At 66.3% G+C, this 25,002-nt stretch carries 20 protein-coding genes; 8 read left to right on the forward strand and 12 right to left on the reverse strand.

The genetic code is table 11. The features are described 5' to 3' along the window. Window positions 1-239: 239 nt before the first annotated feature. The 6 genes from VE25_RS15520 to VE25_RS15545 all read right to left on the reverse strand — a co-directional run bounded on the left by VE25_RS15520 (window position 240) and on the right by VE25_RS15545 (window position 6,807). The gene (locus VE25_RS15520; RefSeq protein WP_046109561.1) at window positions 240-1,289 is read right to left on the reverse strand and encodes a Gfo/Idh/MocA family protein; all 1,050 of its coding nucleotides are present in this window, start codon (window positions 1,287-1,289) and stop codon (window positions 240-242) included. A 293-nt stretch (window positions 1,290-1,582) separates the two neighbouring features. Then, window positions 1,583-2,365 (reverse strand): ThuA domain-containing protein, encoded by a 783-nt coding sequence (locus VE25_RS15525; RefSeq protein ID WP_046109562.1) that lies wholly within the window; start codon window positions 2,363-2,365, stop codon window positions 1,583-1,585. A gap of 253 nt (window positions 2,366-2,618) precedes the next feature. Further along, entirely contained in the window at window positions 2,619-3,629 is a 1,011-nt protein-coding gene (locus VE25_RS15530; protein WP_046109563.1) for an ABC transporter ATP-binding protein, read from the reverse strand. Between the two features lie 16 nt (window positions 3,630-3,645). Beyond that, the gene (locus VE25_RS15535; RefSeq protein ID WP_046109564.1) at window positions 3,646-4,491 is read right to left on the reverse strand and encodes a carbohydrate ABC transporter permease; all 846 of its coding nucleotides are present in this window, start codon (window positions 4,489-4,491) and stop codon (window positions 3,646-3,648) included. Next, complete coding sequence (locus VE25_RS15540; protein ID WP_046109565.1) at window positions 4,491-5,471, reverse strand: carbohydrate ABC transporter permease; 981 nt, start codon at window positions 5,469-5,471, stop codon at window positions 4,491-4,493. Before VE25_RS15540 ends, VE25_RS15535 begins: the two co-directional genes overlap by 1 nt. Window positions 5,472-5,547: 76 nt before the next feature. Beyond that, complete coding sequence (locus VE25_RS15545; RefSeq protein WP_046109566.1) at window positions 5,548-6,807, reverse strand: ABC transporter substrate-binding protein; 1,260 nt, start codon at window positions 6,805-6,807, stop codon at window positions 5,548-5,550. 494 nt (window positions 6,808-7,301) lie between these two features. On the opposite strand from VE25_RS15545, the gene VE25_RS15550 reads away from it, so the two are divergent. The 4 genes from VE25_RS15550 to VE25_RS15565 all read left to right on the forward strand — a co-directional run bounded on the left by VE25_RS15550 (window position 7,302) and on the right by VE25_RS15565 (window position 13,997). Then, window positions 7,302-8,315, forward strand: a complete 1,014-nt coding sequence (locus VE25_RS15550) for a substrate-binding domain-containing protein (RefSeq protein WP_046109567.1) — start codon at window positions 7,302-7,304, stop codon at window positions 8,313-8,315. 348 nt (window positions 8,316-8,663) lie between these two features. Further along, window positions 8,664-9,494: a 3-mercaptopyruvate sulfurtransferase gene (gene sseA, locus VE25_RS15555; protein ID WP_046109568.1), complete on the forward strand. Its 831-nt coding sequence runs from the start codon at window positions 8,664-8,666 to the stop codon at window positions 9,492-9,494. A 212-nt stretch (window positions 9,495-9,706) separates the two neighbouring features. After that, complete coding sequence (locus VE25_RS15560; RefSeq protein ID WP_152664641.1) at window positions 9,707-10,861, forward strand: efflux RND transporter periplasmic adaptor subunit; 1,155 nt, start codon at window positions 9,707-9,709, stop codon at window positions 10,859-10,861. 13 nt (window positions 10,862-10,874) lie between these two features. Next, window positions 10,875-13,997, forward strand: a complete 3,123-nt coding sequence (locus VE25_RS15565; protein WP_046109569.1) for an efflux RND transporter permease subunit — start codon at window positions 10,875-10,877, stop codon at window positions 13,995-13,997. A gap of 271 nt (window positions 13,998-14,268) precedes the next feature. Here VE25_RS15565 and def read toward each other — a convergent pair whose 3' ends face one another. The 6 genes from def to chvE all read right to left on the reverse strand — a co-directional run bounded on the left by def (window position 14,269) and on the right by chvE (window position 20,002). After that, window positions 14,269-14,799 carry a peptide deformylase gene (def, locus tag VE25_RS15570; protein WP_046109570.1) on the reverse strand — a complete coding sequence of 177 codons (531 nt, stop codon included), beginning with the start codon at window positions 14,797-14,799 and terminating at the stop codon, window positions 14,269-14,271. A 268-nt stretch (window positions 14,800-15,067) separates the two neighbouring features. Further along, on the reverse strand, window positions 15,068-15,661 hold the full coding sequence (locus VE25_RS15575; RefSeq protein WP_046109578.1) for an HAD-IA family hydrolase: 594 nt from the start codon (window positions 15,659-15,661) through the stop codon (window positions 15,068-15,070). Between the two features lie 31 nt (window positions 15,662-15,692). Beyond that, the gene (locus VE25_RS15580; protein ID WP_046109571.1) at window positions 15,693-15,989 is read right to left on the reverse strand and encodes a YciI family protein; all 297 of its coding nucleotides are present in this window, start codon (window positions 15,987-15,989) and stop codon (window positions 15,693-15,695) included. A gap of 68 nt (window positions 15,990-16,057) precedes the next feature. Then, the gene (mmsB, locus tag VE25_RS15585) at window positions 16,058-17,287 is read right to left on the reverse strand and encodes a multiple monosaccharide ABC transporter permease (protein WP_046109572.1); all 1,230 of its coding nucleotides are present in this window, start codon (window positions 17,285-17,287) and stop codon (window positions 16,058-16,060) included. After that, window positions 17,284-18,816: a multiple monosaccharide ABC transporter ATP-binding protein gene (mmsA, locus tag VE25_RS15590; RefSeq protein ID WP_046109573.1), complete on the reverse strand. Its 1,533-nt coding sequence runs from the start codon at window positions 18,814-18,816 to the stop codon at window positions 17,284-17,286. The genes mmsB and mmsA overlap by 4 nt, the downstream gene beginning before the upstream one ends. Window positions 18,817-18,934: 118 nt before the next feature. Beyond that, entirely contained in the window at window positions 18,935-20,002 is a 1,068-nt protein-coding gene (chvE, locus tag VE25_RS15595) for a multiple monosaccharide ABC transporter substrate-binding protein (RefSeq protein WP_046109579.1), read from the reverse strand. A 395-nt stretch (window positions 20,003-20,397) separates the two neighbouring features. On the opposite strand from chvE, the gene VE25_RS15600 reads away from it, so the two are divergent. The 4 genes from VE25_RS15600 to VE25_RS15615 all read left to right on the forward strand — a co-directional run bounded on the left by VE25_RS15600 (window position 20,398) and on the right by VE25_RS15615 (window position 24,867). After that, window positions 20,398-21,186 carry a FadR/GntR family transcriptional regulator gene (locus tag VE25_RS15600; protein WP_052732014.1) on the forward strand — a complete coding sequence of 263 codons (789 nt, stop codon included), beginning with the start codon at window positions 20,398-20,400 and terminating at the stop codon, window positions 21,184-21,186. A gap of 103 nt (window positions 21,187-21,289) precedes the next feature. Next, the gene (locus VE25_RS15605; protein ID WP_046109574.1) at window positions 21,290-22,243 is read left to right on the forward strand and encodes a sugar-binding transcriptional regulator; all 954 of its coding nucleotides are present in this window, start codon (window positions 21,290-21,292) and stop codon (window positions 22,241-22,243) included. Window positions 22,244-22,400: 157 nt separating this feature from the next. Beyond that, window positions 22,401-23,711 (forward strand): ABC transporter substrate-binding protein, encoded by a 1,311-nt coding sequence (locus VE25_RS15610; RefSeq protein ID WP_046109575.1) that lies wholly within the window; start codon window positions 22,401-22,403, stop codon window positions 23,709-23,711. Between the two features lie 283 nt (window positions 23,712-23,994). Beyond that, window positions 23,995-24,867: a carbohydrate ABC transporter permease gene (locus VE25_RS15615; protein WP_046109576.1), complete on the forward strand. Its 873-nt coding sequence runs from the start codon at window positions 23,995-23,997 to the stop codon at window positions 24,865-24,867. Window positions 24,868-25,002 lie beyond the last annotated feature (135 nt).

Raw genomic sequence — 25,002 nt, forward strand, 5'->3', positions numbered from 1 at the left:
GGCCCACCCGTGGGGCCGGGAAGCCGGCGGCGCTTCTCCCGCGTTCACACACCTTGCGGCTGGCGTTGCATCTCAGGATGGCCCCCGACCTGCGTCGGGGTGACAATCGGGGGTGGGGGGTGGGTCGGTGAGCCGCCGAGGCTTCCCCCCACCCCTATCCCCTCCCCTCAAGGGGGAGGGGGACGGATTGTGCTTGTGGCGGCATCGTGCGCCAGCTACCCGAAAAGGGCGTGCTGTTGCTACGCCGAGACCAGGTGCTCGCGACGGTCGCGGTCGGTGAGGGTGGCGAGGTCGAGGACCTTTTGCAGGTTGGTGGCGTGGCGGAAGGAGGGTTCGAGGGTGTTGCCGCCTTTCACCGCCTCGAAGAAGCGCTGGTAGTTGGTGGGGACGGGCTCGACCTCGATCTCGCTCCAGGTGCCGGTCTCGACGTCGTCGCCGAGGCAGGTGAAGAGCTTGGACCAGTCGTGCCGGTGCTGCACCTCGAGCGAGCCCTTCTCGCCATAGACGCGCAGCCGCAGCTCGTTGAAGTGGCCGGTGGCCCAGCGGGTGGCGTGGACGACACCCAAAGCGCCGTTATCGAGCTGGGCGGTCATGGCGAAGGAATCGTTGGCGTCGAGATCGTACTCGCCGATCTTGTTGCCCTCGGCCTTGTCGAAGGTCTCGAGGCGGCAGAACACCTTGTCGATGTCGCTGCCCGCGCCATAGACGGCGAAATCGAGGATGTGGACGCCGATGTCGCCCAGGACCCCGTTGGAGCCGTGTTTCTTCGAAAGGCGCCAGAGCCACTGGCTCTCGGTGCGCCAGTCGCCCCAGGCCTTGGAAACGAGCCAGCTCTGCAGGTAGCTCGCCTCGAAGTGCCTGACCTTGCCGACCTTGCCCGACTGGACGATCTCGCGCGCCTTCTGCAGCTGCGCGACGTTCCGGTAGGTGAGGTTGACCATGGCGACGACCCCCGCCCGCTCGGCCGCCTCGGTCATCTCGAGGGCCTTGGCGTGGTCGGTCGCCAGCGGCTTTTCGCAGAAGACATGCTTGCCCGCGGCAATGGCGGCAATGGTGGTCGGGTGGTGGACGCTGTCGGGGGTGACGTTGGCGACCGCGTCGAACTCGCCCCAGGCGAGCGCGGCATCGAGCGAGCCGAAGCCGTTGGGGATGTCATGGGCGGTGTTGAACGCCTCGACGCGGCCGGGATCGACGTCGACGCCGCCGACGATGGTCACGCCCTCGATGGCGGAAAAGTGCTTGGCATGGGTGTTGGCCATGCCGCCGGTACCGAGAATAAGCAAGCGCATAGAACGGTCCTTGGAGATCAGCGCGTGTTGATGGGGTAGAGCATTCACAACCCGATCCGTCGGCTCGTCGCTCCCCTCCCGGGAGAGGGCGGGCTGGTGGGGCATTGGTGACCCACATAGCCACCCCCCACCCTCGTTCCCTCATATCAAGGGGGAGGGACGCGATAGAGCCGCCGGTCCGGCGGGAAACACTCTCGATCTCGTTGCCTTCCGCCGGCCCCCTCGCCGGCTCCATCTTGCGATCCCGGGATGGACCCCCGGCGGCTTGCCCGCCGGGGTGGTGAAGTAAAGCCTCAGCGGAAGCCGGCCTCGCCGTGCTGGTGCAGGCGCGGGCCGCGTTCCTCGATCTTTTCGATGGCCTTGTCGACGGGAACGTTGGGCGCATCGGTGATCGAGGCGAAGCGGTTGGGGTTGTGCGCCCAGGTGACGGCGTTGCGCAGCACCTGGCCAACCGTCTCGTCGTGATAGGTCGGATACGTCTCGTGACCGGGACGGAAGTAGAAGATGTTGCCGGTGCCGCGCCGGTAGGTGAGGCCGGAGCGGAAGACCTCGCCGCCCTGGAACCAGGAGACGAAGACGGTCTCGAGGGGCTCGGGCACGGAGAACGGCTCGCCGTACATCTCTTCCATCTCCAGCTCGAAATAGGCCGGCAGGCCCTTGGCGATCGGATGGCCGGGATTGACGACCCAGAGACGCTCGCGCTCGCCCGCCTCGCGCCAGGAAAGAGCGCAGGGTGACCCCATCAGGCGCTTGAAGATCTTGGAGAAGTGCCCCGAGTGGAGGACGATGAGCCCCATGCCCTGCCAGACGTGCTTGGCGACGCGCTCGACGATCTCGTCCTTGACCTCGCCATGGGCGGCATGGCCCCACCAGACGAGGACGTCGGTTTCGGCAAGGGCTTCCTCGGTGCAGCCGTGTTCGGGCGCCTGCAGGGTCGTGGTCTTGACCGAGATGTTGGAATCCTTGGCCAGGAGCCTGGCGATCTGGTTGTGCATACCCTCGGGGTAGTTGTCGGCGACGACCTTGTTCTTCTGCTCGTGAACGTTTTCGCCCCAGACCAGGGTGCGGATGGGCATGGATGACTCCTATCAGGATGTGGATTGCCGTGGTGTCCGCGCGCCTGGGCGGCGGAAAGCTCTCAAAACACTCGTTTGCCGGCTCGCAGCAGCCGCGAACCTTGAAATCCGTTGCTCCGGCCGTGAGCGGCCCTGCCGCCCCACTATGCCTATCCCGCGCGGGGCTCAACCCCGCCTGATGCCGCACGGGCCCGTTTTACGGTTACGCGGCGGAGGCCGGGCGGTTCCGCCGCGTTAACCGGGGAAAGCCCTGCTAGCGGATGGGCTTGCCGGCGTTGTCGAACCGATGGACCAGAGCCGCATCCATCGGCGCGATCTGCACCTGCTCGCCGGACTGGTGTTTCTTGCCCCCGTCCTCGCGCACGACCACCGGCTCGTCGGTCCCGATGTCGACATAGATGTAGCTGTCGGATCCGAGGTTTTCCGAGTGGATGACCGAGCCCGACCACACGCCGTCGCTGGGCTTGACGACGAGGTGCTCGCCGCGCACCCCGACCGTGGGCGCATTGAAGTTCTCGGCGAGCTTGCCGGAGATGAAGTTCATCTTCGGAGAGCCGATGAAGCCGGCGACGAACATGGAGTCGGGCCGCTCGTAGAGCTCCATGGGCGTGCCCACCTGCTCGACGAGGCCGTCGCGCAGGACGCAGATGCGGTCGGCGAGCGTCATCGCCTCCACCTGGTCGTGGGTCACGTAGATCATGGTGGTGTTGTGCATCGACTCGTGCAGCTTGGCGATCTCGATGCGGGTGGCGACGCGCAGCGCCGCATCGAGGTTCGACAAGGGTTCGTCGAAGAGGAAGACGCGGGGGTCCCGGGTGATCGCCCGCCCGATGGCGACGCGCTGGCGCTGGCCGCCCGAGAGTTGCTTGGGCAGGCGCCCCAGGTACTCGCGGATCTGCAGCATGTCGGCGGCGCGCTCGACGCGCTGGCGGATCTCCTCCTTGGAGTGCCCTTTCTCCAGCGTCATGCCGAAGGCCATGTTCTCGTAGACCGTCATGTGCGGATAGAGCGCATAGGACTGGAACACCATGGCGATGCCGCGCTTGGAGGGGGTGAGGGCGTTGACCACCTGCCCGTCGAACTTCAATTCGCCCGAGGTGATGTCCTCAAGGCCCGCCACGAGCCGCAAGAGCGTGGACTTGCCGCAGCCCGAGGGGCCGACGAACACCATGAACTCGCCCGACTCGATCTCGAGGCTGACGCCCTTGATCACCTCGACGGCGCCGAAGGACTTGCGGATATCTTTAAGCTGAAGATTTGCCATTGTTTCTTTGACCCTGTTAGCCCTTGACGCCGCCTGCGGTGAGACCCGAGACGATCTTGCGCTGGAAGATCAGGACGAGCACGACCAGCGGCACGGTGACGACCACCGAGGCGGCCATGATGATGCCCCAGGGAATCTCGTACTGCGAGCCCCCCGACAGCAGCGCGATGGCCACCGGCACGGTACGCGTCTGATTGGACACGGTGAAGGTCAGCGCGAACAGGAACTCGTTCCAGGCCGCGATGAAGGCCAGGAGCCCGGTGGTGACGAGCGCCGGCCACATGAGCGGCATGAACACGCGCGTGATGATCACCCAGGGCGAGGCGCCGTCGACGATCGCCGCTTCCTCGATCTCGACCGGTAGGTCGCGCATGAAGGTGGTCAGCACCCACACGGTGAACGGCAGGGTGAAGATCGTATAGGAAAAGATCAGCGCCCAGGGCGTGTTGTAGATCCCGAGGAACCGGATCACCTCGAAAAGGCCCGCCAGCACCGCGATCTGCGGGAACATCGAGACCGCCAGGATCGTCATCAACAGGATACCGCGCCCCCTGAAGCGCACCCGGCTCAGGGCGAACGAGGCGGTGACCGCCAGGAACAGCGCCAGGATCACCGTCACCGACGCCACGAACACCGAGTTCAACAGGTTGCGCGGGAACGCGCCCTGCGTGAACACCTGCTGGTAGTTGGCCAGGCTGAACGATGTCGGCCAGTAGTTGATGCGGAAGAGATCCGTGCCCGATTTGAAGCTGGTCAGGATCGCATAATAGAACGGGAAGATCGCGATCACGACGATGGCCGTCACCAGCAGGTAGAAGAGGGTCGTCTTGGTGACTTTCCAGATATCGATTGTGGCGTCCATCAGCGATCCCCCGCATCGAAGTTCACGCGCCCCAGCCAGATGTAGACGATGGTAAAGAGCGCGATCAGCAGGAACAGCAGCGTCGATTGTGCCGAACCCTCGGCGAAATTGTTGAACTGGAAGAGGTTCTCCTGCGCCAGCACCGACATGGTCTTGGTCGCCGCCGAGTTGGGCGTCAGCACGTAGATGAGGTCGAAGATGCGCAGCGCGTCGAGCACGCGGAAGATGATGGCGACCATCAGCGCCGGCCTCACCAGCGGCAGCGTGATGGCCCAGAACTGCTTGATCGGATGCACGCCGTCGATCCTGGCGGCCTCGTAGATATCCCTCGGGATCATCTGCAGGCCGGCAAGGATCAGCAGCGCCATGAAGGGCGTCGTCTTCCAGATGTCGACGACGAGGACGGCGAGCATGGCGGTATCGGGAGAGGCGGTCCAGGCGACGGGAGCGCTGAGCAGCCCCAGGCGCATGCCCAGATCATTGAGAATGCCGAACTGGTCGTTCAGCATCCAGCTCCACATGCGGGCCGAAACGATGGTGGGGATGGCCCACGGGATGAGGATGGCGGCGCGCACGATGCCGCGGCCCCTGAACTCGGCATTGAGCACCAGCGCCACGATCATGCCGAGGATCGTTTCCCAGAGCACGGACCAGAAGGCGAAGCGCACCGTGTTCCACACGGCATTCCACCAGGCCGGATCGGCGAGCACGCCGCGGTAGATCACCCGGCCGCTCTCGAGCGTGCGGATCTGCAGGTAGTTGGCAAAGCCGACCCATTCGGCGCCGTAAAGGTCGTTGAGAGTGACGTCGGTGAACGAGAAGTAGATGGATCGGGCGAGCGGCCAGCCGGCGACCACGGCCAACGCGATCATCATCGGCAACAGGAACCAGCGCGCCGCGACCGCGCGTTGCCGCATGAGTTCCGATCTCGTTCGGGAGGTCCTGCCTGCGGCTGGAGACGCCAGTGCGTCGGTCGTCATCGCCCACCTCTTTTGCAATCTTCACCTGGACGGATGCGGGCACGCATGCCCGCATCCGGGATTGATGAACCGGCGGCTATTCGAGCAGGTCCTGCAGGTCCAGTTCGAGCACCTCCAGGTTCTCGGCGGCAGAACCGTTGCCCGAGAGCGTATTGTGCACGGCGCTCCAGAACAGCGAGGAGACCTCGTTGTAGTTGGCCTGGGTGGGCGCGGACGGACGCGGCACGGCGTTCTGGAAGATTTCCTCCCAGGCGGCCATGAAGGGCGCGGCTTCGAGAACCTCAGCGTCCTGGTAGAGCGCCTGGACGGTCGGCAGGTTGTTCTGCTGGATGGCGCGGGCCTTCTGCGACTCGGCCGAACCGAGGAAGAGGGCGAGCTCGATGGCCGCCTCCGGATCGGGCGAATAGCGCGACACGGCAAAGTTCCAGCCGCCGAGGGTCCCGGAGGACTTGGCGCCCTCGCCCTCGCCCGCCGGAAGCGGCGCCACGTCGAACTTGCCGTTGACGGCCGAGTCCTCGCTGTTGCTCAGCGCATAGGCGTAGGGCCAGTTGCGCATGAAGACGGCATTGCCGAGCTGCCAGACGCCGCGGCTTTCCTCTTCCATGTAGGCGAGGTTGCCTTCCGGCGAGATCGTGCCGATCCAGCTGGCGGCTTCCTCGAGCGCGGCCACGGCATTCTCGTTGTTGATCGAGATGGTGCCGTCGGGCTCGACGATCTGGCCGCCGCCATAGGAGTTGACCCACTCCAGCGCGTTGCAGGTCAGGCCTTCATAGGCGTTGCCCTGGAAGACGAAGCCCCAGATATCGTTGTCGCCCTCGGCGCGCTCGCCGTCCATGATCTCCTGGGCGGTGGCGTGCAGTTCGGCCCAGGTGGTGGGGACTTCCTTGCCGTACTTCTCGAGTAGGTCGGTGCGGTAGTAGAGCGCCGGTGCGTCGGTGAAGCCCGGAATGGCGACGAGCTTGCCTTCCACGGTCTGCGATTCGATGACCGAGGGGAAATGCTCGTCGACGATCTCGGCGGCCGCCTCGGTCAGGTCGAGGAACTGGTCGGCGAGCTGGGGCGCCCAGATGACGTCGGTCTGGTAGACGTCGATGTCGGCATTGCCGGCGGCCAGCCACAGGCGGTACTGGCCGAACTGATCGGTGGTCGAAGACGGCATCGGCACGATGGTCACGGTGTGGCCGGTCTGCTCCTCGAAGATATCGAGCTGGCCGCGCAGGAATGCGAGCCCGTTGCCGGTGTCGCCCGATACGATGGCGAGATCGGCGGCCTGCGCCACCCCGCCCGTCAGCGCGACGCCGGAAAGCAGGCCGACGAGCAACTTCTTCATTGTCATGAGAATCCTCCCGAAAAAACCCAAAGGTCGGAAGGTACGCGAAAAGCCGGCCGGGGGTGCCTAGACACACCGGCCCTGCTTCGATCCCTCCCGTCAAAAGCACTCCGGCGCACCGGCTGACCGCCGACTTTCCCAAAGCGCTTTGAATGAAAAAGAACCAGAGGCGCCAAAACCTGTCAAGCGGGGGCCACGCGGATTCAGCGGACTATTTCGATGCTGTTTCATTTTACATATGCAAATCATAGTCTTACGACGAGCGGCGTCCAACCGGCTCGCTTTTGGAGCGCAGATGCGCCTGATGTACGCACCTCAGAAATTGCATCGATTTCGGAGGGCTTGCGCAAAAAATTGAAATCGCTTTGAATAACGCCCGGAGGAGGACAGCAAGGCCCCCGACTCGAGGCGCCTGCACGCCCTTCAGGCAACGACCGCATATATCCACCATCCCGCAAGGGCTTGGCGGCAAACGGTTTTTGCCTTAGGGCCACACGCACATGAAGCTCAAGGAACTCGCCGAACATCTGGGCCTGTCGCAAACCACGGTCAGCCGCGCGCTCAACGGCTATCCCGAGGTCAAGGAGTCGACGCGCCTGATGGTGCAGGAGACGGCTGCCCGTCTCGGCTACCGTCCCAACGCCAGCGCGCGGCGCCTCGCGACCGGCCGGGCCGGCGCCATCGGCTTCGTGCTGCGCGGCTCGGAGGAGTTCGGGCCGCATACGACCGAGTTCCTCGCCGGCCTTTCCGGGCGCCTCGCCGAGGAGGAGGTCGACATCCTCCTCACCAACGTCGATTCCTACCAGGAGGAGCTCGCCGCCTATCGGCGAGCCGCCGCCAGCAAGAAGGTCGACGCCTTCATCCTGCACTCGCCCAAGCTGCGCGACGAACGCGCCGAGCTGCTGCACGACATCAACATCCCCTACATCCTGCACGGGCGCACCGAGATCGGCCGGCCGCACGCCTGGCTCGACATCGACAACCAGGGCGCGATGGAGCGGGCGACCTCGCACCTTATCGATCTCGGCCACCGCCGCATCGCCCTCATCAACGGGGTCCGCGGGCGCACCTTCGCCGAGCACCGGGAGGCGGGCTTCCGCGCCGCCCTCGCCGCACGCGGCCTGCCGGTCGACCCGGCGCTGATGGCCAACGCCATCTTCACCGACGAAGTGGCCTTCCGCCTCGCCCAGACCATGCTGGAGCTGAAGCCGCGCCCGACGGCGTTCCTCGCCGGCTCGATGATGACCGCGCTTGGCATCTTCCGCGCCATTCGCCAGGCGGGGTTCGAGCTCGGCAAGGACGTCTCGATCATCGCGCATGACGACGTTTTCCCATATCTCAATGCCGACAATATGTTCCCGGCCATGTCCACCACCCGCTCCTCGATCCGCGCCGCCGGCGTGCGCATCGCCGAGCTGATCCTGCAGCTGCTGGACGGCAAGCCCGCAGGTGCAATCCATGAGCTCTGGCCGGTGGACCTCGTGCTGCGGCAGTCCTCGGGACCGCCGCGGTAGGGGTGTGACGCTCTTTCGTGGCTCGAGCACTGGCTCTTCCCAGCCCCCGGATGTCACCCCGGCGAAAGCCGGGCCCAGCCGTAAGCATATCCGCTCACACGGAAAGCACCGGGAGCACTTTTTCCATTCACGCACCTTGCGGCTGCGGCCATATCTCAGGCTGGGCCCCGGCTTTCGCCGGGGTGACATCGGAGATGGTTTGGAGCGCGGTGCGGAACTGCACAGCCAGTGTGTACTGGGTCCCGGCTTGCGCCGGGATGACAGGCGGTGAGGGTGATGGCGATGTGCCTATGCCCTTGCATTCCCCATCAGCCTGCGCTCCAGTTCGGGCCAACCAACGGAGCCACCATGCCGACCCCCTTCATCACTACCCAATGGCTCGCCGAGCACCTGACCGACCCTGACCTCGTGGTGGTCGATGCGAGCTGGTATCTGCCGACGGCCGGCCGGGATGCGCATGCGGAGTATCTCGCCGGCCATATTCCGGGCGCGGTGTTCTTTCCGCTCGACGAGATCGCCGACAAATCGACCGACCTGCCGCACATGCTGCCCTCGCCGCGCGATTTCGCCCAGGCGGTGGGGATGATGGGCATCGCCGAGACGATGACCATCGTCGTCTACGACGAAGCCGGCCTCTTCAGCGCGCCGCGGGTGCGCTGGACGTTCCAGGCCATGGGCGCCAGGGATGTGCGCATCCTCGCCGGCGGCGGACCCAGGTGGCGGGCCGAGGGCCGGCCGATCGAGATGGGACCGGTGAGCCGGCCGGTACGCGAGTTCAAGGCGCGGTTCGTGCCCGAGATGGTCGCCGACCTGGAGCGGGTCGCGGCGCGCTCGCGCGACGGCAGCGCACAGATCGCCGACGCACGTCCGCAGGCGCGGTTCCTCGGGCAGGCGCCCGAACCACGCGCCGGATTGCGGGCCGGGCACATCCCCGGCAGCGTCAGCCTGCCCTTCGGCGAGCTCGTGCGCGACGGCGAGATGAAACCGGCCGAGGAATTGACGGCGCAGATCGCGGCCGCCGGGATCGACGTGCAAAAGCCCGTGATCACCAGTTGCGGCTCGGGCGTGACGGCGGCGGTGCTGGCCCTGGCGCTCGAGATCGCCGGCGCGCATGACGTGGCGCTCTACGACGGATCCTGGGCCGAATGGGGCGCACGCGAGGATACCGAAGTCGCCTGACGGGCGCCCTGCCGGTCTCTCGCCGGTGGCTAAACAAACTTACGACGATTTAATGCAAGAACCGCCCCGGCCTTGCTAAAGTGCTCGTGCTGCGTCGAGGGCTCGGCGCGGCCGTTTTCTTCTGGCATTTTTGGGGACTTCAGCGGTTGATACGGCAGCTCCTGGCTTCATTAGTGGTTCTTGCGGGAGCGTTTCTCGCCTGGGCCTTTTTCGTGCCCGGCGCACAGGAGACGCTGGCCGACTATGGCATCGCCCTCCCCTTCCTGCCGGCGGCCGAACCGCTGGTCGCCAATGTCGAGGCGCGCGGGCCAGCCGCCGGTCCCCGCTCCGGCGGCCCCGTCCTCATGGGGCCGGGTGGCCGGCCCGGCGGGCGCCCGGCCAACGTGACCACCACGGCCGTCACGATCGCCACCGTCAACGATAGCCTCACCGCCATCGGCGAAGGCACGGCGATGAGCTCGGTGACGGTCACCTCACCTTCCGGCGGCACGCTCGAGGAACTGCTGGTGCGTCCGGGCGACCGGGTCGAGGCCGGCGACGTCATCGGCAGGCTCGACGCCGAGACCGAGCAGGTCGCCTACGACCGGGCGCGGCTGGCGAGCGAGGACGCGCGCGCAACCCTCGCCCGGCAGGAAGAACTGGCGCGCTCCAGCATCATCGCCGCCTCGGCGCTCGCGACCGCCAAGCTGGCCGCCGACACCGCCGAGCTCGAACTGCGCGCCGCCCAGATCGCGCTGGAGCGCCGCGACATCGTCGCGCCGATCTCGGGGACGGTCGGGCTGATGCGGGTGACGCCCGGCAACTACCTCGCCGCGCAGACGGCGGTGACCACCATCGACGACACCTCGACCATCGACATCGATTTCTGGGTGCCCGAGCGCTACGCGGCGCAGATCGTGCCGGGCCTGCCGGTGACGGTCGCCGCGGTGGCGCTGCCCGGCCGCAGCTTTGCCGGCGAGGTGAGCGCCGTCGACAACCGCATCGATCCGGCGAGCCGCACGCTCCAGGTCGAGGCCTCGATCCCCAACGACGAGAACCTGATGCGCGCCGGCATGTCCTTCACCGTCGCGCTGCAGTTCCCCGGCGAGCAGTATCCGGCGGTCAACCCGCTCGCCATCCTCTGGTCGGGCGAAGGCTCCTACGTCTGGAAGTACGAGAACGGCGCGGCCACCCGCGTGATGGCCGAGATCGTGCAGCGCAACAGCGACGGCGTGCTGGTGCGCGCCGATCTCGCGCCGGGCGACGCCATCATCACCGAGGGCGTGCTGCAACTCAACGAAGGCATGGCGGTGAACCTGCTCGACGGGCCGGCCGGCGTGGGCGCCGTGCAGGCGGCAGAGACGGCGCCGCGCGCGCCCGCAAACTGAGGAGGGCGCGCCCATGTCCATCGCCAAGAAAAACGAGAGCGGCGGGACACTCGCGGCGCTGTTCGTGCGCCGGCCGGTGCTCGCCGCCGTCGTCAACGCACTGATCGTCGTCGCCGGGCTGGCGGCCTTCTTCGGCGTCGAGGTGCGTGAGCTGCCGCGCGTCGAGCAGCCGGTGCTCTCGGTCTCGACGAGCTTTCCGGGCGCGGCGGCCGAGACGGTCGACCGCGAGGTGACCGCCGTCATCGAAGGCGCCGTGGCGCGCGTGCAGGGCGTGACCGCGATCTCGTCCAGCTCCTCGAACGGGCAGAGCCGGGTGACGCTCGAATTCAGCGAGAGCACCAACCTCGATGTCGCCACCTCGGACGTACGCGACGCCCTCGGCCGCGCGACGCGGACACTGCCCGACGATGTCGACGACCCGACGATCTTCAAGGCCGACGCCGACGCGCAGCCGGTGATGCGGCTGGCGGTGACCTCGGACGCCATGAGCATCGCCGAGCTCAGCGAAGTGGTCGAGGACATCATCGCCGAGCGGCTGGCGGCGGTGCCGGGCGTCGCCGAGGTGCAGGTCTACGGCACGCGCACCAGCGCCTTCGAGGTCGATGTCGATCCCGTGCGGCTCGCCGCCCAGGGCCTCACCGTCGCCGACATCCGCAACGCGCTCGCAACCATCGCCTTCGACACGCCCGCCGGTTCCCTCAACGGGCCCAACCAGAACATCACCGTGCGCGCCCTCTCCGAGGTGACGACGCCGCAGGATTTCGAGGACATCATCATCAACGGGCAGACGCGCTTGCGCGACGTCGCCTCGGTGGTGTTCGACGCGGCCGCCAGCACCAGCGCGCTGCGCTCGGACGGTCGCCCGGGCATCGGCCTCGGCATCGTGCGGCAGGCGCAGTCCAACACCATCGACATCTCCCACGGCGTCCACGCCGCCGTCGAGGGCTTGAACGACACCCTGCCCCCCGGCATCAGCGTCAAGGTCTCGGGCGACGACGCGGTGTTCATCGAGGGAGCATTGCACGAGGTCGAGATCGCGCTGATCGTGGCGCTGATTGTCGTCGTCGGCGTGATCTACCTCTTCCTCCTCGACTGGCGCGCGATCATCGTGCCGGCCATCGCCATGCCCATCGCCCTGCTGGGCGCCGTCGCCGGCATCTATGCCGCGGGCTTTTCCATCAACATCCTCACCCTCCTCGCCCTGGTGCTGGCGACCGGCCTCGTCGTCGACGACGCCATCGTCGTGCTGGAGAACATCGTCAGGCGCAAGCACATGGGGGCGGGGCCGCGCGCCGCCGCGGTGCTCGGCACGCAGGAAGTGTTCTTCGCCGTCATCGCGACGACGCTGACGCTGGCGGCCGTCTTCGTGCCGCTCTCCTTCCTCGAAGGCCAGACCGGCCGGCTCTTCCGCGAATTCGGCTTCACGCTGGCCATCGCCGTGCTGATCTCCTCGGTCGTGGCGCTGAGCCTCGGGCCGATGATCGCCTCGCGCGTGCTGCGCGCCGCCGATGCCGGCGCGCCGCCCCGCAAGGGACCCTTCGCCATCGTCGGCAGCTGGCTGGCGAACCTCTATCGCGTGACGCTGCGGCTGGCGCTCGAGAACCCGCTGGTCGTCCTGCTGGTCGCCTTCCTCTTTGCCGGCTCCTCCTTCTTCGTCTTCAACAACCTGCGCCAGGAGATCACCCCGCCCGAGGACCGGGCGCAGATCTCGGTGTCGGTGTCGGCCCCCTCGACCGCCAGCCTCGACTATGTGCGCACCCAGATGACGCGCATCGAGACCATGCTGCAGCGCTATGTGGAGAGCGGCGAGGCCGATTCGCTCTTCGTGCTTTCCGGCTGGGACAATGGCGGCATGCTGCTGCTGACGCTTGCCCCATGGGAGGAGCGCGCCCGCGGCCAGGCCGAGATCGCCACCGAGATCAGCGCCATGACGGCGAGCGTGCCGGGCGTGCGCGCGGGCCTGCGGCAGGGCAACAGCCTCGGCATCCGCGGCGGCGGCTCGGGCCTGCAGTTCGCCGTCACCGGCAGCAACTACGCCGTGCTCGCCGAGACGGCCGAGGAGATCGCCGGCCTCATGGAAGCCGAAGGCGGCTTCGGGCGGGTCGAGGTCGACTTCGACGCGACCCAGCCGCAGCTGACCCTGACGATCAACCGCGAGCGCGCCGCAGCGCTCGGCATCGACATCAACGGGCTCGCCACCACCATGCAGGCGATGATCGACGGCGCCGACATCGGCACCGTCTTCGTCGACGACACCAGCTACGACGTGCGCATGGTTTCGACCAGCCACCCCGTCAACGACCCGCGCGACCTCGAGACCTTGTTCGTCAAGACCGCCGACGGGCGCTACGTGCCGATGTCGACCATCGCCACCATCGAGGAGGCGCCGGTCTCACCGCGCCTGCGCCGCGAGGAACAGCGCCGCTCGGTTAACGTCACGGCCAGCCTCGAGGACGGCCTGGCGCTGGGCGACGCCTACCAGCGCATGCTCGAGATCGCCCGGCCGATCCTGCCCGAGGGCGTCACCATCCTGCCGCTCGCCGAGGCCAAGACGCTCGGCGAAGCCAACAACGGACTGATGATCACGGTCGGCTTCGCGCTCGTCATCATCCTCCTGGTGCTGGCCGCCCAGTTCGAAAGCCTCGTCAGCGCCGTCATCGTCATGGCGACGGTGCCCTTCGGGGTGGCCGCGGCGCTCTATGCGCTGATGGTGACGGGCGGCAGCCTCAACATCTACAGCCAGATCGGCCTGGTGCTCGTCGTCGGCATCATGGCCAAGAACGGCATCCTTATCGTCGAGTTCGCCAACCAGCTGCGCGACCGCGGCATGGGCGTGCGCCAGGCGGTGGAGGAAGCCTCCAACATCCGCCTGCGGCCCGTGATGATGACGATGATCGCCACCATCGTCGGCGGCGTGCCGCTGGTGCTGGCGACAGGCGCCGGCGCGGAAGCCCGCCAGGCGGTCGGCTGGGTGATCGTCGGCGGCCTGGGGTTCGCTGCGATCTCGACGCTCTATCTCACGCCCGTCGCCTACCTGCTGCTGGCGCGGTTCTCCAAGCCGAAGGTCGAGGAGGAAGCGCGGCTCGAGCGGGAGTTGGATGCCGCGGGGACGGAGGTTGTGAAGCCGGCGGAATAATCATCGCGGCGCTCGACCATTCACCCCGCCCTGTCATCCTGGCGAAAGCCGGGATTCAGTACAGCTCTGCAACGTCCACAACCACGGGGTCATTCCCGCGAAAGCGGGAACCTTCGTTTCTGTCCCGCGTCCGCAACAGGGGTCCCCGCTTTCGCGGGGATGACGCGGTGGGTTGATGACAATTGGGCGTAAACCGCACCTGCGCCGCTTACTGGGTTCCGGCTTTCGCCGGGATGACATCGGGGTTTTGTGGACATCAATTGCCCATCCGTCAGGCGGTCGCCCCGCCCCGCTCGTAGTCCCGCCGCACCCGCGCAAAGAACTTGCGCGCCTTGTCGCGCCTGAGGCGCGAGACGCGGTCGGTGAAGAGGACGCCGTTAGTGTGGTCGATCTCGTGCTGCAGGCAGACGGCGAACTCGCCGTCGGCATCGGTCTCGTGCGGTTGCCCGTCGAGGTCGTGGTAGCGCACGCGCACCCGGGCCGCTCGGTCGACGGGAATGCCGTAGTCGGGCATCGATAGACAACCCTCGACGCCGCGCACCGTCTTGTCGGATGCGGAAAGGACTTCGGGATTGACCAGCGCCAGCCGGTGACGCTCATCGCTTCCATCGCGCACGTCCATGACGACGAGGCGTTTGCTGACCCCGATCTGCACCGCCGCCAGCCCCGCGCCATCGGCCCTGTCCATCACCTCGAACATCCGCTGCGCGAGCGCGCGCAGGTCCGCGTCGAAGCGGGTGACAGCCTCGGAGGGCTGCTTGAGCAGAGGATCGTCGATGGGCAGGATCGGTTCGTCGGGCATGGTGGTTGCTGCGATTTGGGCGATATCGATCTAGATGTATGGAGCGGACGCAGGTGGATCAAGCAACGCCTGCATCCAAAGCCAGTTTCCCCCACCTGGTCATCCCCGCAGAAGCGGGAACCTTCGTTTCTGTCCCGCGCCCGCAACAGAGGTCCCCGCTTCTGCGGGGATGGCCAGGTGGGTTGATGACAGGTGGCGTAAGCCGCACCTGCGCCGCTTACTGGGTCCCGGCTTTCGCCGGGATGACATCGGGGTTTGTCAGGGCACCCTATACAGCCAGCCTGGCCAGTTCCTCGCCGATCCTCATGCCATCCTGCCAATGGATCGCCTGCCACCCGAATTCCCGCGCTGCCACGACGTTGTCAGGGGTGTCGTCGATGAGGACGATGCTTGAAGCGTGCGAACCGCAGGCGTCGGTTGCGAGCGCGTAGAAGTCGGCGGAGGGCTTCCTGTGCCCGAGGGCGGCCGAGTAGAATATCCCGTCGACTTCCGGACCCAGCCCCATCTCGTTCATGAGGTAGTCGGCCCGCCTATGCTCCTGGTTGGTTGCGAGGAACACGCGATTGCCCCGAGCGCGCAGTCCCCTGACGGAGAGCAGCACGTCCTGATCGATACGGGAGTCGTTGCGGAACCAATACTCCATGAGGTCGGCGGCGCTGACGTTCGGGGCGATTCTCATCAGCACTTCGCTGAGGTCCGGCTCGATGGGTCGCTTTCCGGTGACGATCTCGGCCCACCGCGGCTTGAAGAACTCCTGCTGCAGCTGGCTGACCATGATCCCGAGGTCGCGCTCCAGATCGGTGAAGAGGTGCGCCCCATCCTGCGGACGGCCCCGCACCAGAACCCCGTCCACATCCAGCATGATCGTCAGCAAGTTGCCCTCCCGTCTTGCCTCAAGGCGTTACCGGCCCGAGGCTAAGGGGATGGAGGCTTGGCGTGAAGAGGCCGGTGACCACAGCCGGATCGGTGGCGACGATGGTGCGGGCTTCATCGAGGTCGGTGATCTTGAGGATGGCGACGCCGAAGGCGCCGTCGAGGGCGGGGCCGGCAAGGACGAGCTTGCCCTGCTGCCGCAGCCCGTCGAGGAAGGCAAAATGCTGCTCGATGACGGCGTATTCCTCGGGCGTTGCATCCATATAGAAGCTCGGCCGGGGAGGCGTTGCGAGATAGAGGACGTGGGTCGTTTCCATTGCCGCAAAGCCTCCCTTGCCCCCTCATCCGGCGCTTCGCGCCATCGTATCGCCGGTGCGTCTGCCCACTACGCCTTGTTCTTGTTGTAGACGTCGAAGACGACGGCGCCGAGAAGCACCAGGCCCTTGATGACCTGCTGCCAATCGATGTTGACGCCCATGATCGACATGCCGTTGTTCATGACGCCCATGATGAAGGCGCCGATGACGGCGCCGGCCACCTGCCCGACGCCGCCCGCCATCGAGGCGCCGCCGATGAAGACCGCGGCGATGACGTCGAGCTCGAAGCCTTGGCCGGCCTTGGGGGTGGCGGTGTTGAGGCGGGCCGCGAAGATGAGGCCGGCGAGCGCCGAGAGCGCACCCATGATGACGAAGATGTAGAAGGTCAGCCGCTCCGTCTTGATGCCGGAAAGCTGAGCCGCCTTGGCGTTGCCGCCGAGCGCATAGATGCGGCGGCCGAGCGTCGTCATCTTGGTGATGAAGACGAAGAGCGCGATGAGGATCGACATCACCACCATGACGTTCGGGATGCCCCGGTAGGAGGCGAGCGTATAGGTGAAGAAGAGGATCAGGGCACCGATGACCGCGGTCTTGACGGCAAAGAGGGCGAAGGGCTCGGCCTCGTAGCCGTGCCGTTCGCGCGCCGCGCGGGACGTGAGGCTGAAATAGATCATGGCGACGACGATGGCGATGCCGATGACGAGCGTCGTTGTATGCAGCGTGATCGGCGCGGCCCCGCCCTGCGGGATCGCGATCGGCCCGAAGACGTCGGGGATGAAACCGGCCGAGAGCATCTGGAACTCGGGCGGGAACGGCCCGACCGACCTGCCTCCAAGGATGGCGAGCGAGAGCCCCTTGAACACCAGCATGCCGGCGAGCGTGACGATGAACGAGGGTATCTTGAGATAAGCGATCCAGAAGCCCTGCGAGGCGCCGATCAGCCCGCCGAGCATGATGCAGAGCACGCCCGCAACCAGCGGATTGAACCCGTATTCGACCATCAGGATCGCCGCCACCGCGCCGATGAAGCCGGAGACCGAACCGACCGACAGGTCTATATGGCCGCCCACGATGACGAGCAGCATGCCGAGCGCCATGATGATGATGTAGGAGTTCTGCAGCACCAGGTTGGTGAGGTTCACCGGCTTGAACAGCGTGCCGTTGGTAGTGAACTGGAAGAACACCATGATGGCGAGCAGGGCAACGACGAGGCCGTAGTCGCGCAGGTTCGACTGGATGACGGCGCGCACCGAGGAACGGGCCCCGGGCGCCGCCGAGTTGACGGTTTCGCTGCTCATGCTGTCTTTCCTTCCCCACGCACGATGGCGCGCATGATCTTTTCCTGGCTGGCCTCGTCACCGGCGAGCTCGCCGACGATCCGCCCTTCGTTCATCACGTAGATGCGGTCGCAGATGCCGAGGAGCTCGGGCATTTCCGAGGAGATGACGAGGATGCCCCGGCCCTCCCCCGCCAGCTTGTTGATGATGGTGTAGATTTCGTACTTGGCCCCGACGTCGATGCCGCGGGTCGGCTCATCGAGGATCAGGAGCTGCGGATCGGCAAAGAGCCACTTGGAGAGCACGACCTTCTGCTGGTTGCCGCCCGAGAGGTTGCCGGTGAGCTGGTATACGCTCGACGAGCGGATATTGGTGCGGGCCCGGTAGTCGTTGGCGACCTTCAGTTCCTTGAGGTCATCGATCACCCCGCCGCGCGAGACGCCCAGAAGGTTGGCTATCGAGACGTTGTGCTTGATGTGGTCGATGAGGTTGAGGCCGTAGGTCTTGCGGTCTTCGGTGACGTAGGCGATGCCGGCATCGACCGCCTTGCGCACGGTAGAGGTATCGACCGGCTTGCGGTTCATGAAGACGTCGCCGGAGATAGCGTGTCCGTAGGTGCGCCCAAAGAGACTCATGGCGAGTTCCGTTCGCCCGGACCCCATGAGGCCGGCGATGCCGACCACCTCGCCCTTGCGCACGTTGAGGTTGACGCCCTTGATCACCTGCCGCTCGGTGTGGATCGGGTGGTGCACCACCCAGTTCTTCACCTCGAACAATGTCTCGCCGACCTGCGGCGTGCGGGCGGGATAGCGATCCTCGATCGGCCGGCCGACCATCGAGGTGATGATGCGGTCCTCGCTGATCTCGGCCCGGTTCATGGTCTCGATGGTCTTGCCATCGCGCAGCACCGTGATGCGGTCGGCGACTTTGGAGACCTCGTTGAGCTTGTGGGAAATGAGGATCGAGGCGATCCCCTGCTTCTTGAACGAGACGAGCAGGTCAAGGAGCGCGTTGCTGTCCTTTTCGGCGAGACTCGCCGTCGGCTCGTCGAGGATCAGGAGCTTGACCTTCTTGGAGAGCGCCTTGGCGATCTCGACGAGTTGCTGCTTACCGGTGCCCAGATGGGTGACGAAAGTATCGGGATCCTCGTCGAGCCCGACGGTCTCGAGGAGCTTGCGGGCGCCGTTGCGCACCTCGGCCCAGTCGATGACGCCGTTCCTGGCGCGCTCGTTGCCGAGAAAGATGTTCTCGGCGATGGAGAGGAGCGGCACCAAAGCCAGCTCCTGGTGGATGATGACGATGCCGACCTTCTCGCTGTCGTGGATGCCCTTGAAGTGGCACTCGTTGCCCTCGAAGACGACCTCGCCCTCGTAGCTGCCGTGCGGGTAGACGCCGGAAAGAACCTTCATCAGCGTCGACTTGCCGGCCCCGTTCTCGCCGACGATGGCGTGGATCTCGCCTTCAACGACGTCGAGGTTGACGTCTTGCAGCGCCTTGACCCCCGGAAAGGTCTTGGTGATGCCGCGCATCTCCAGAATGGTCTTGCTCATGCTCTGCCAATTGGTAAGCGAACCGACCCTGCATCGAGGCTCCCGAGCGCAGGATACAGGATCGGCGGGTACGCGAAAATGGGGCTCCGCCGATGGCGGAGCCCACGTTCCTTCGGACCTACTGCAGATCTTCGGCCTTGATGTAGCCGGAGGCGATCACGCGCTCCTCGTAGTTGGTCGCATCGACTTCGTACGGGGTGAGCAGGATCGACGGGACCACCTTGACGCCGTTGTCGTAGGTCTCGGTGTCGAGGCCGGCGACTTCCTCACCGGAAAGCACGGTGTCGAGCAACTGGGCGGTGTACTGGGCGAGCTCGCGGGTGTCCTTGAAGATCGTCGAGTACTGTTCGCCCGCGATGATCGCCTTGACCGAGGGCACCTCGGCGTCCTGGCCGGTCACGATCGGCCAGGGCTGGTCGCCGGTGCCGTAGCCGACGCCGCGCAGCGACGAGATGATGCCGCGCGACAGCCCGTCATAGGGCGAGAGCACGCCGTGGACGACGCTGCCGTCCGAGTAGTGGGCGGAAAGCAGGTTGTCCATGCGCGACTGGGCGACGGCGCCGTCCCAGCGCAGCGTGCCGACGGTCTCCATGCCCTGCTGGCCGGACTTGACGACGATGTCGCCGGAATCGATCAGCGGCTGCAGGACGGACATGGCGCCGTCGTAGAAGAAGAAGGCGTTGTTGTCGTCGGGCGAGCCGCCGAAGAGCTCGACGTTCCAGGGCTTGACGTCCGGGAAGCGCTCCTTGAGGCCCTTGAGGAGCGAGGATGCCTGCAGCACGCCGACCTGGAAGTTGTCGAAGGTGGTGTAGTAGTCGACGTTCGGGCTGTCGCGGATCAGCCGGTCATAGGCGACGACCTTGATGCCGGCGTCGGCTGCCTGCTGGAGCACCGCCGACAGGGTGGTGCCGTCGATGGAGGCGATGACCAGCGCCTTGACGCCCGTCGTCACCATGTTCTCGACCTGGGCGAGCTGGTTGGGAATGTCATCCTCGGCGTACTGCAGGGTGGTGCCGTAGCCCATGCTCTCGAGCGCGGCCTTCAGCTCGTTGCCGTCGCTGATCCAGCGGAGCGAAGATTGCGTCGGCATGGCGATGCCGACGGTGCCCTTGTCCTGGGCATAGGCAGCGGCGGACGCGCCCAGCGCCAGGGCGCTGACGGCGATGGCCGCTGCGATCGATTTGATGAAGCTCACGTCTCGACTCCCTTTTGTCGTTTAGACCTGCGTGGCATGGCGCCTGCGGCGAAAGTCCAGAAAAGACAGCCGACCCCAGCGCAACGGCGCCGCCCGGACGGAGCCGGGGCGGCAGCAGGTTTGCGCGGCGTGTCGTCGTTCCTCCCGAGGCGGCTGCGCCGCCCTGAACCCCTCCAAGCCCACAGCCTCGACGCTAGTTCAGTCAGATATGCAAGTAAAGCCGTCGCGCGCATCCCCGTACTATTTTTTTCAACTCTCGAAATTCCAAGAGCAGCGGAAACCGGCAGGTTGCGCATGAGGACTGCGCGCCCTATCGTGCGCGAGGGGGAGGGTTCGGAGCACCGGGCGCGCGCGAAATCGCGGCTCGTGTGTCAGACCTATCTGATATGTTGGAGGCGATCCTGACTCGAACCGGTCCGGACAAGACGGAGGCTGTCACGGCCGCGGGCGCGGTTGCGAGCGACCTCGCCCAGCACATCCTGTCGCGCCTCACCCCCGGCGCGCACCTGCCGAGCGAGGCCGAGCTGGCCGCCCGCTACGCGGTCAGCCGCCTGACCATCCGTGAGGCGGTGAAGCTCCTCGAGGGGCGTGGCCTCATCGAGATCGCGCGCGGCCGCAAGGCGACGGTGCGCGAGCCGGACGGCACCGCCTTCACCGATTTCCTCGCCACCATCGTCCATAACGACGCCAAGGGGGTGTTCGACCTCGTCGAGGTGCGCCTGTCGCTCGAGGTGCAGTCGGCAACGCTCGCCGCCAAGCGCGCCAACCGGGCGGGAATCGCGGCGATCGAGAATGCGCTCGAACGCATGCGCGCGGCGGCGCGCCGGGCCGCCGCCGGCGAGGACAGCGCGGCCTGCGAGCGCGATTTCAACCACGCGGACGTCGGGTTCCACGAGGCCGTCGCGCTCTCCAGCGGCAACCGGATCCTGAGCTACCTCTTCGAGGCGATGGCCGGGCCGCTGGAGGAAGGCTTCTTCATCAGCCGGCGCGGGAGCCTGGCGCGCGGACAGACGCTCGATGCGACCATCGAGGCGCACCAGCGCGTGCTCGACGCCATCCGCGACGGCAACGGGCGCGCGGCCGGCGAGGCCATGCGCAATCACCTCAAGGATACCATGCGCGATATCCGCGTGGCGGTGGGGGAACTGGGCGGCAGCCGAACTCCGCCGGCCTGAAATCACTTGCAGCCACAAGGCGCTTGGCCGAATAATCCGCTCCCGGACCGGACCGGACCGCAACAGCGGCGGCCCGCCGCGGCACGCCTTTTCGGGGAGAACCATGCCTTCGCGCCACGACAGCAGCGCCAACCGGCTCGACGACGCCGCCCGCGCCGGATGGCTCTACTACGTGGCCGGCAACACCCAGGAGGAGATCGCCAGCAAGCTCGGCATCTCGCGCCAGTCGGCGCAGCGCCTGGTGTCGCTGTCGGTCAGCGAAGGGCTGATCAAGGTGCGGCTCGACCACCCGATCGGGCGCTGCATGGACCTCGCGACCCGCCTCAAATCCCGCTACGCGCTCGACCTCGTCGAGGTGGTGCCGAGCGATCCGGACAACCCTTCGACGACGCTAGGCGTCGCCGAAGCCGGCGCTGCCGAAATCGAGAAATGGCTGAAATCGGCCGAGCCGATCGTCATGGCCATCGGCACGGGACGCACCTTGAAGGCCGCCATCGAACAGCTCACTCCAATGGAGTGCCCGCACCACAAGGTGGTCTCGCTCACCGGCAATATCGCCCCGGACGGATCGGCCGCGTTCTACAACGTCATCTTCAACGTCGCTGATACGGTCAAGGCCCGCAGCTTCCCGATGCCGCTGCCGGTCATCGCCTCCTCGCCGCGCGAGCGCGAGCTGCTGCACGCCCAGCCGATGATCCGCGAGACCCTGGCGCTCTCCGAGCGCGCCGACGTGACGTTCATCGGCGTCGGCGACCTCGGCCCGCAGGCCCCGCTCTTCCTCGACGGGTTCATCGACGAGGCCGAATTGAAGGCGCTGCAGAAGGCCGGCGCGGTCGGCGAGATCTGCGGCTGGGCCTATGACGCCGAGGGCCGCCTCATCGACGGCCTCACCAACGACCGGGTGGCAAGCGCCCCCCTGCCCTCGCGCGAGAGATCGCTGGTTGTGGCAATTGCCATCGGCGAGAAAAAAGTGCCCGGAATCCGCGCCGCCCTCAACCGCCGGCTCGTCAACGGCCTCATCACCAACGAAGCGACGGCCGAAGGCCTGCTGGCCTGAATTCAAAGACACCCCAATAAGATAGATTGAAGCCGGTCGCGATGCCCGCCATGCTGGCGTTCGTACCCAGAGCGGACAGACTTGACTCCATTGCCCGGATTGTGAGTAATTGCCCATCATCGAAGCAAATGCTCGCTTCGATCACGGGAGGACATCGATGAAATTCACACCCCTTTTCGCGGGCGCCTTTCTGCTGGCGCTCGCCGGCGCGGCCTCGGCCCAGACCATCACCATCGCCACCGTCAACAATGGCGACATGATCCGCATGCAGGGCCTGTCGGACCGCTTCACCGAAGAAACCGGCATCCAGCTCAACTGGGTGGTGCTGGAAGAAAACACCTTGCGGCAGAACGTGACCACCGACATCGCCACCAATGGTGGCCAGTATGACGTGATGACCATCGGCACCTACGAGGTTCCGATCTGGGCGGCGCAGGACTGGCTGGTGCCGCTGACCGCCCTCGCCGACGATGCCGAGTACGACGTCGACGACCTGCTGCCGCCGATCCGCAACGGCCTATCCCACGACGGCACCCTCTATGCCGCGCCCTTCTACGGCGAGAGCTCGTTCATCATGTACCGCACGGACCTGATGGAAGCGGCCGGGCTCGAAATGCCCGAAGCCCCGACCTGGGAATTCATCGGCGAGGCCGCGCGCGCCATGACCGACCGCGCCGCCGACATCAACGGCATATGCCTGCGCGGCAAGGCCGGCTGGGGCGAGAACATGGCGTTCCTCACCGCCATGTCCAACTCCTTCGGCGCCCGCTGGTTCGACGAGAACTGGCAGCCCCAGTTCGACCAGCCGCAGTGGAAGGAAACGCTCGATACCTACCTGTCGCTGATGAACGACGCGGGCCCCTCCGGCGCATCCTCCAACGGCTTCAACGAGAACCTGACGCTCTTCCAGCAGGGCAAGTGCGGCATGTGGATCGACGCCACCGTCGCCGCCTCGTTCGTCACCAACCCGAACGACTCCACGGTCGCCGACAAGGTCGGCTTCGCCCTGGCTCCCGACAACGGGCTCGGCAAGCGCGCCAACTGGCTCTGGGCCTGGTCGCTGGCTATTCCCGCCGGCAGCCAGCAGCAGGAAGCGGCGGCCCAGTTCATCAACTGGGCGACCAGCAAGGCCTATCTCGAGCTGGTCGCGGCCGAGGAAGGCTGGGCCAACGTGCCGCCGGGCACCCGCACCTCGCTCTACGAGAACCCGGAATACCAGTCGGCCGCGCCGTTCGCGCAGATGACGCTCGATTCGATCAATGCGGCCGACCCGACCCAGCCGACGGTCGATCCGGTGCCCTATGTGGGAGTGCAGTTCGTCGCCATTCCCGAGTTCCAGGGCATCGGCACCAATGTCGGCCAGCTCTTCTCGGCCGCGCTCGCCGGGCAGATGTCGGCCGACGACGCGCTGGCCCAGGCGCAGGAAGCGACCCTGCGCGACATGACGCGGGCCGGGTACATCCAATAGGGGACGGCAAACGGCCGGGGCGGGGGCATTCGTGCTTCCGCCCCGGCAACGGGTTGGCACGATGCGGCCTTTCCCGCGATGTCACCCCGGCGAAGGCCGGGGCCCATCCCGGAACGCCGCCGCAGCCGCCAGGGGACAGCGGCGGGCACTGACCCGGTGCCACAATCATACACCTTGCGGCTGGCGCAGCATCTCAGGATGGGTCCCGGCCTTCGCCGGGATGACATCGAGGGTGGGGAAACAGCGGGGCTTACCCCCAAAAGGGGTATTAAGGAGGCAGACAATGGCAACACGCCAGACGCGCACGCTGGCCCGTACCATGATGGCGCCGGCCGTCATCGTGCTCTTCATCTGGATGATCGTGCCGCTGGCGATGACGCTGTGGTTCTCGTTCCAGAACTACTCGCTCATCAACCCGATGATGACCGGGTTCGCCGGCTGGGCGAACTATACCTACGTCATCGGCGACCCGAGCTTCACCCAGGCGCTGGTCAACACGCTCCTGCTCGTCGGGGGCGTCCTCGTCATCACCATCGTCGGCGGCACGTTCCTGGCGCTGCTGCTCGACCAGCCGATCTGGGGCCAGGGGGTCCTGCGCATCCTCGTCATCTCGCCCTTCTTCGTCATGCCGCCGGTCGCCGCGCTCGTCTGGAAGAACGGCTTCATGCATCCGGGCTATGGGCTGCTCGGGCATTTGTCGCGGGCGCTCGGGCTGCCGCCGGTCGACTGGTTCGCCCAATACCCGCTGTTCTCGATCATCGTCATCGTCGCCTGGCAGTGGCTGCCGTTCGCGACGCTCATTCTGCTCACGGCCCTGCAATCGCTCTCCGAGGAGCAGCGGGAAGCGGCAGAGATGGACGGCGCCAACGCCCTCAACCGCTTCCGCTACATCATCCTGCCGCACCTGGCGCGGGCGATCACCATCGTCATCCTCATCCAGACGATCTTCCTCCTCGGTATCTTCGCCGAGATCCGCGTCACCACCGGCGGCGGGCCCGGCTACGCCTCGACCAACATCGCCTACCTCGTCTTCCGCACCGGCATTCTCAGTAACGATATCGGCGCGGGCTCGGCCGGAGGCGTCGTCGCCGTCATCATCGCCAACATCGTCGCCATCTTCCTGATGCGCGCGGTGGGGAGGAACCTGGATGCTTAGAACCATGGCGCGCATGACAAGCACGATCGCTCCCCTCCCCCTTGAGGGGAGGGGCCGGGGGTGGGGGTCCATCGGCGACTCACAAAACCACCCCCACCCTCAATCCCTCCCCTCAAGGGGGAGGGAGGCCGATCG

Source organism: Devosia geojensis (assembly GCF_000969415.1).
Taxonomy (GTDB): domain Bacteria; phylum Pseudomonadota; class Alphaproteobacteria; order Rhizobiales; family Devosiaceae; genus Devosia; species Devosia geojensis.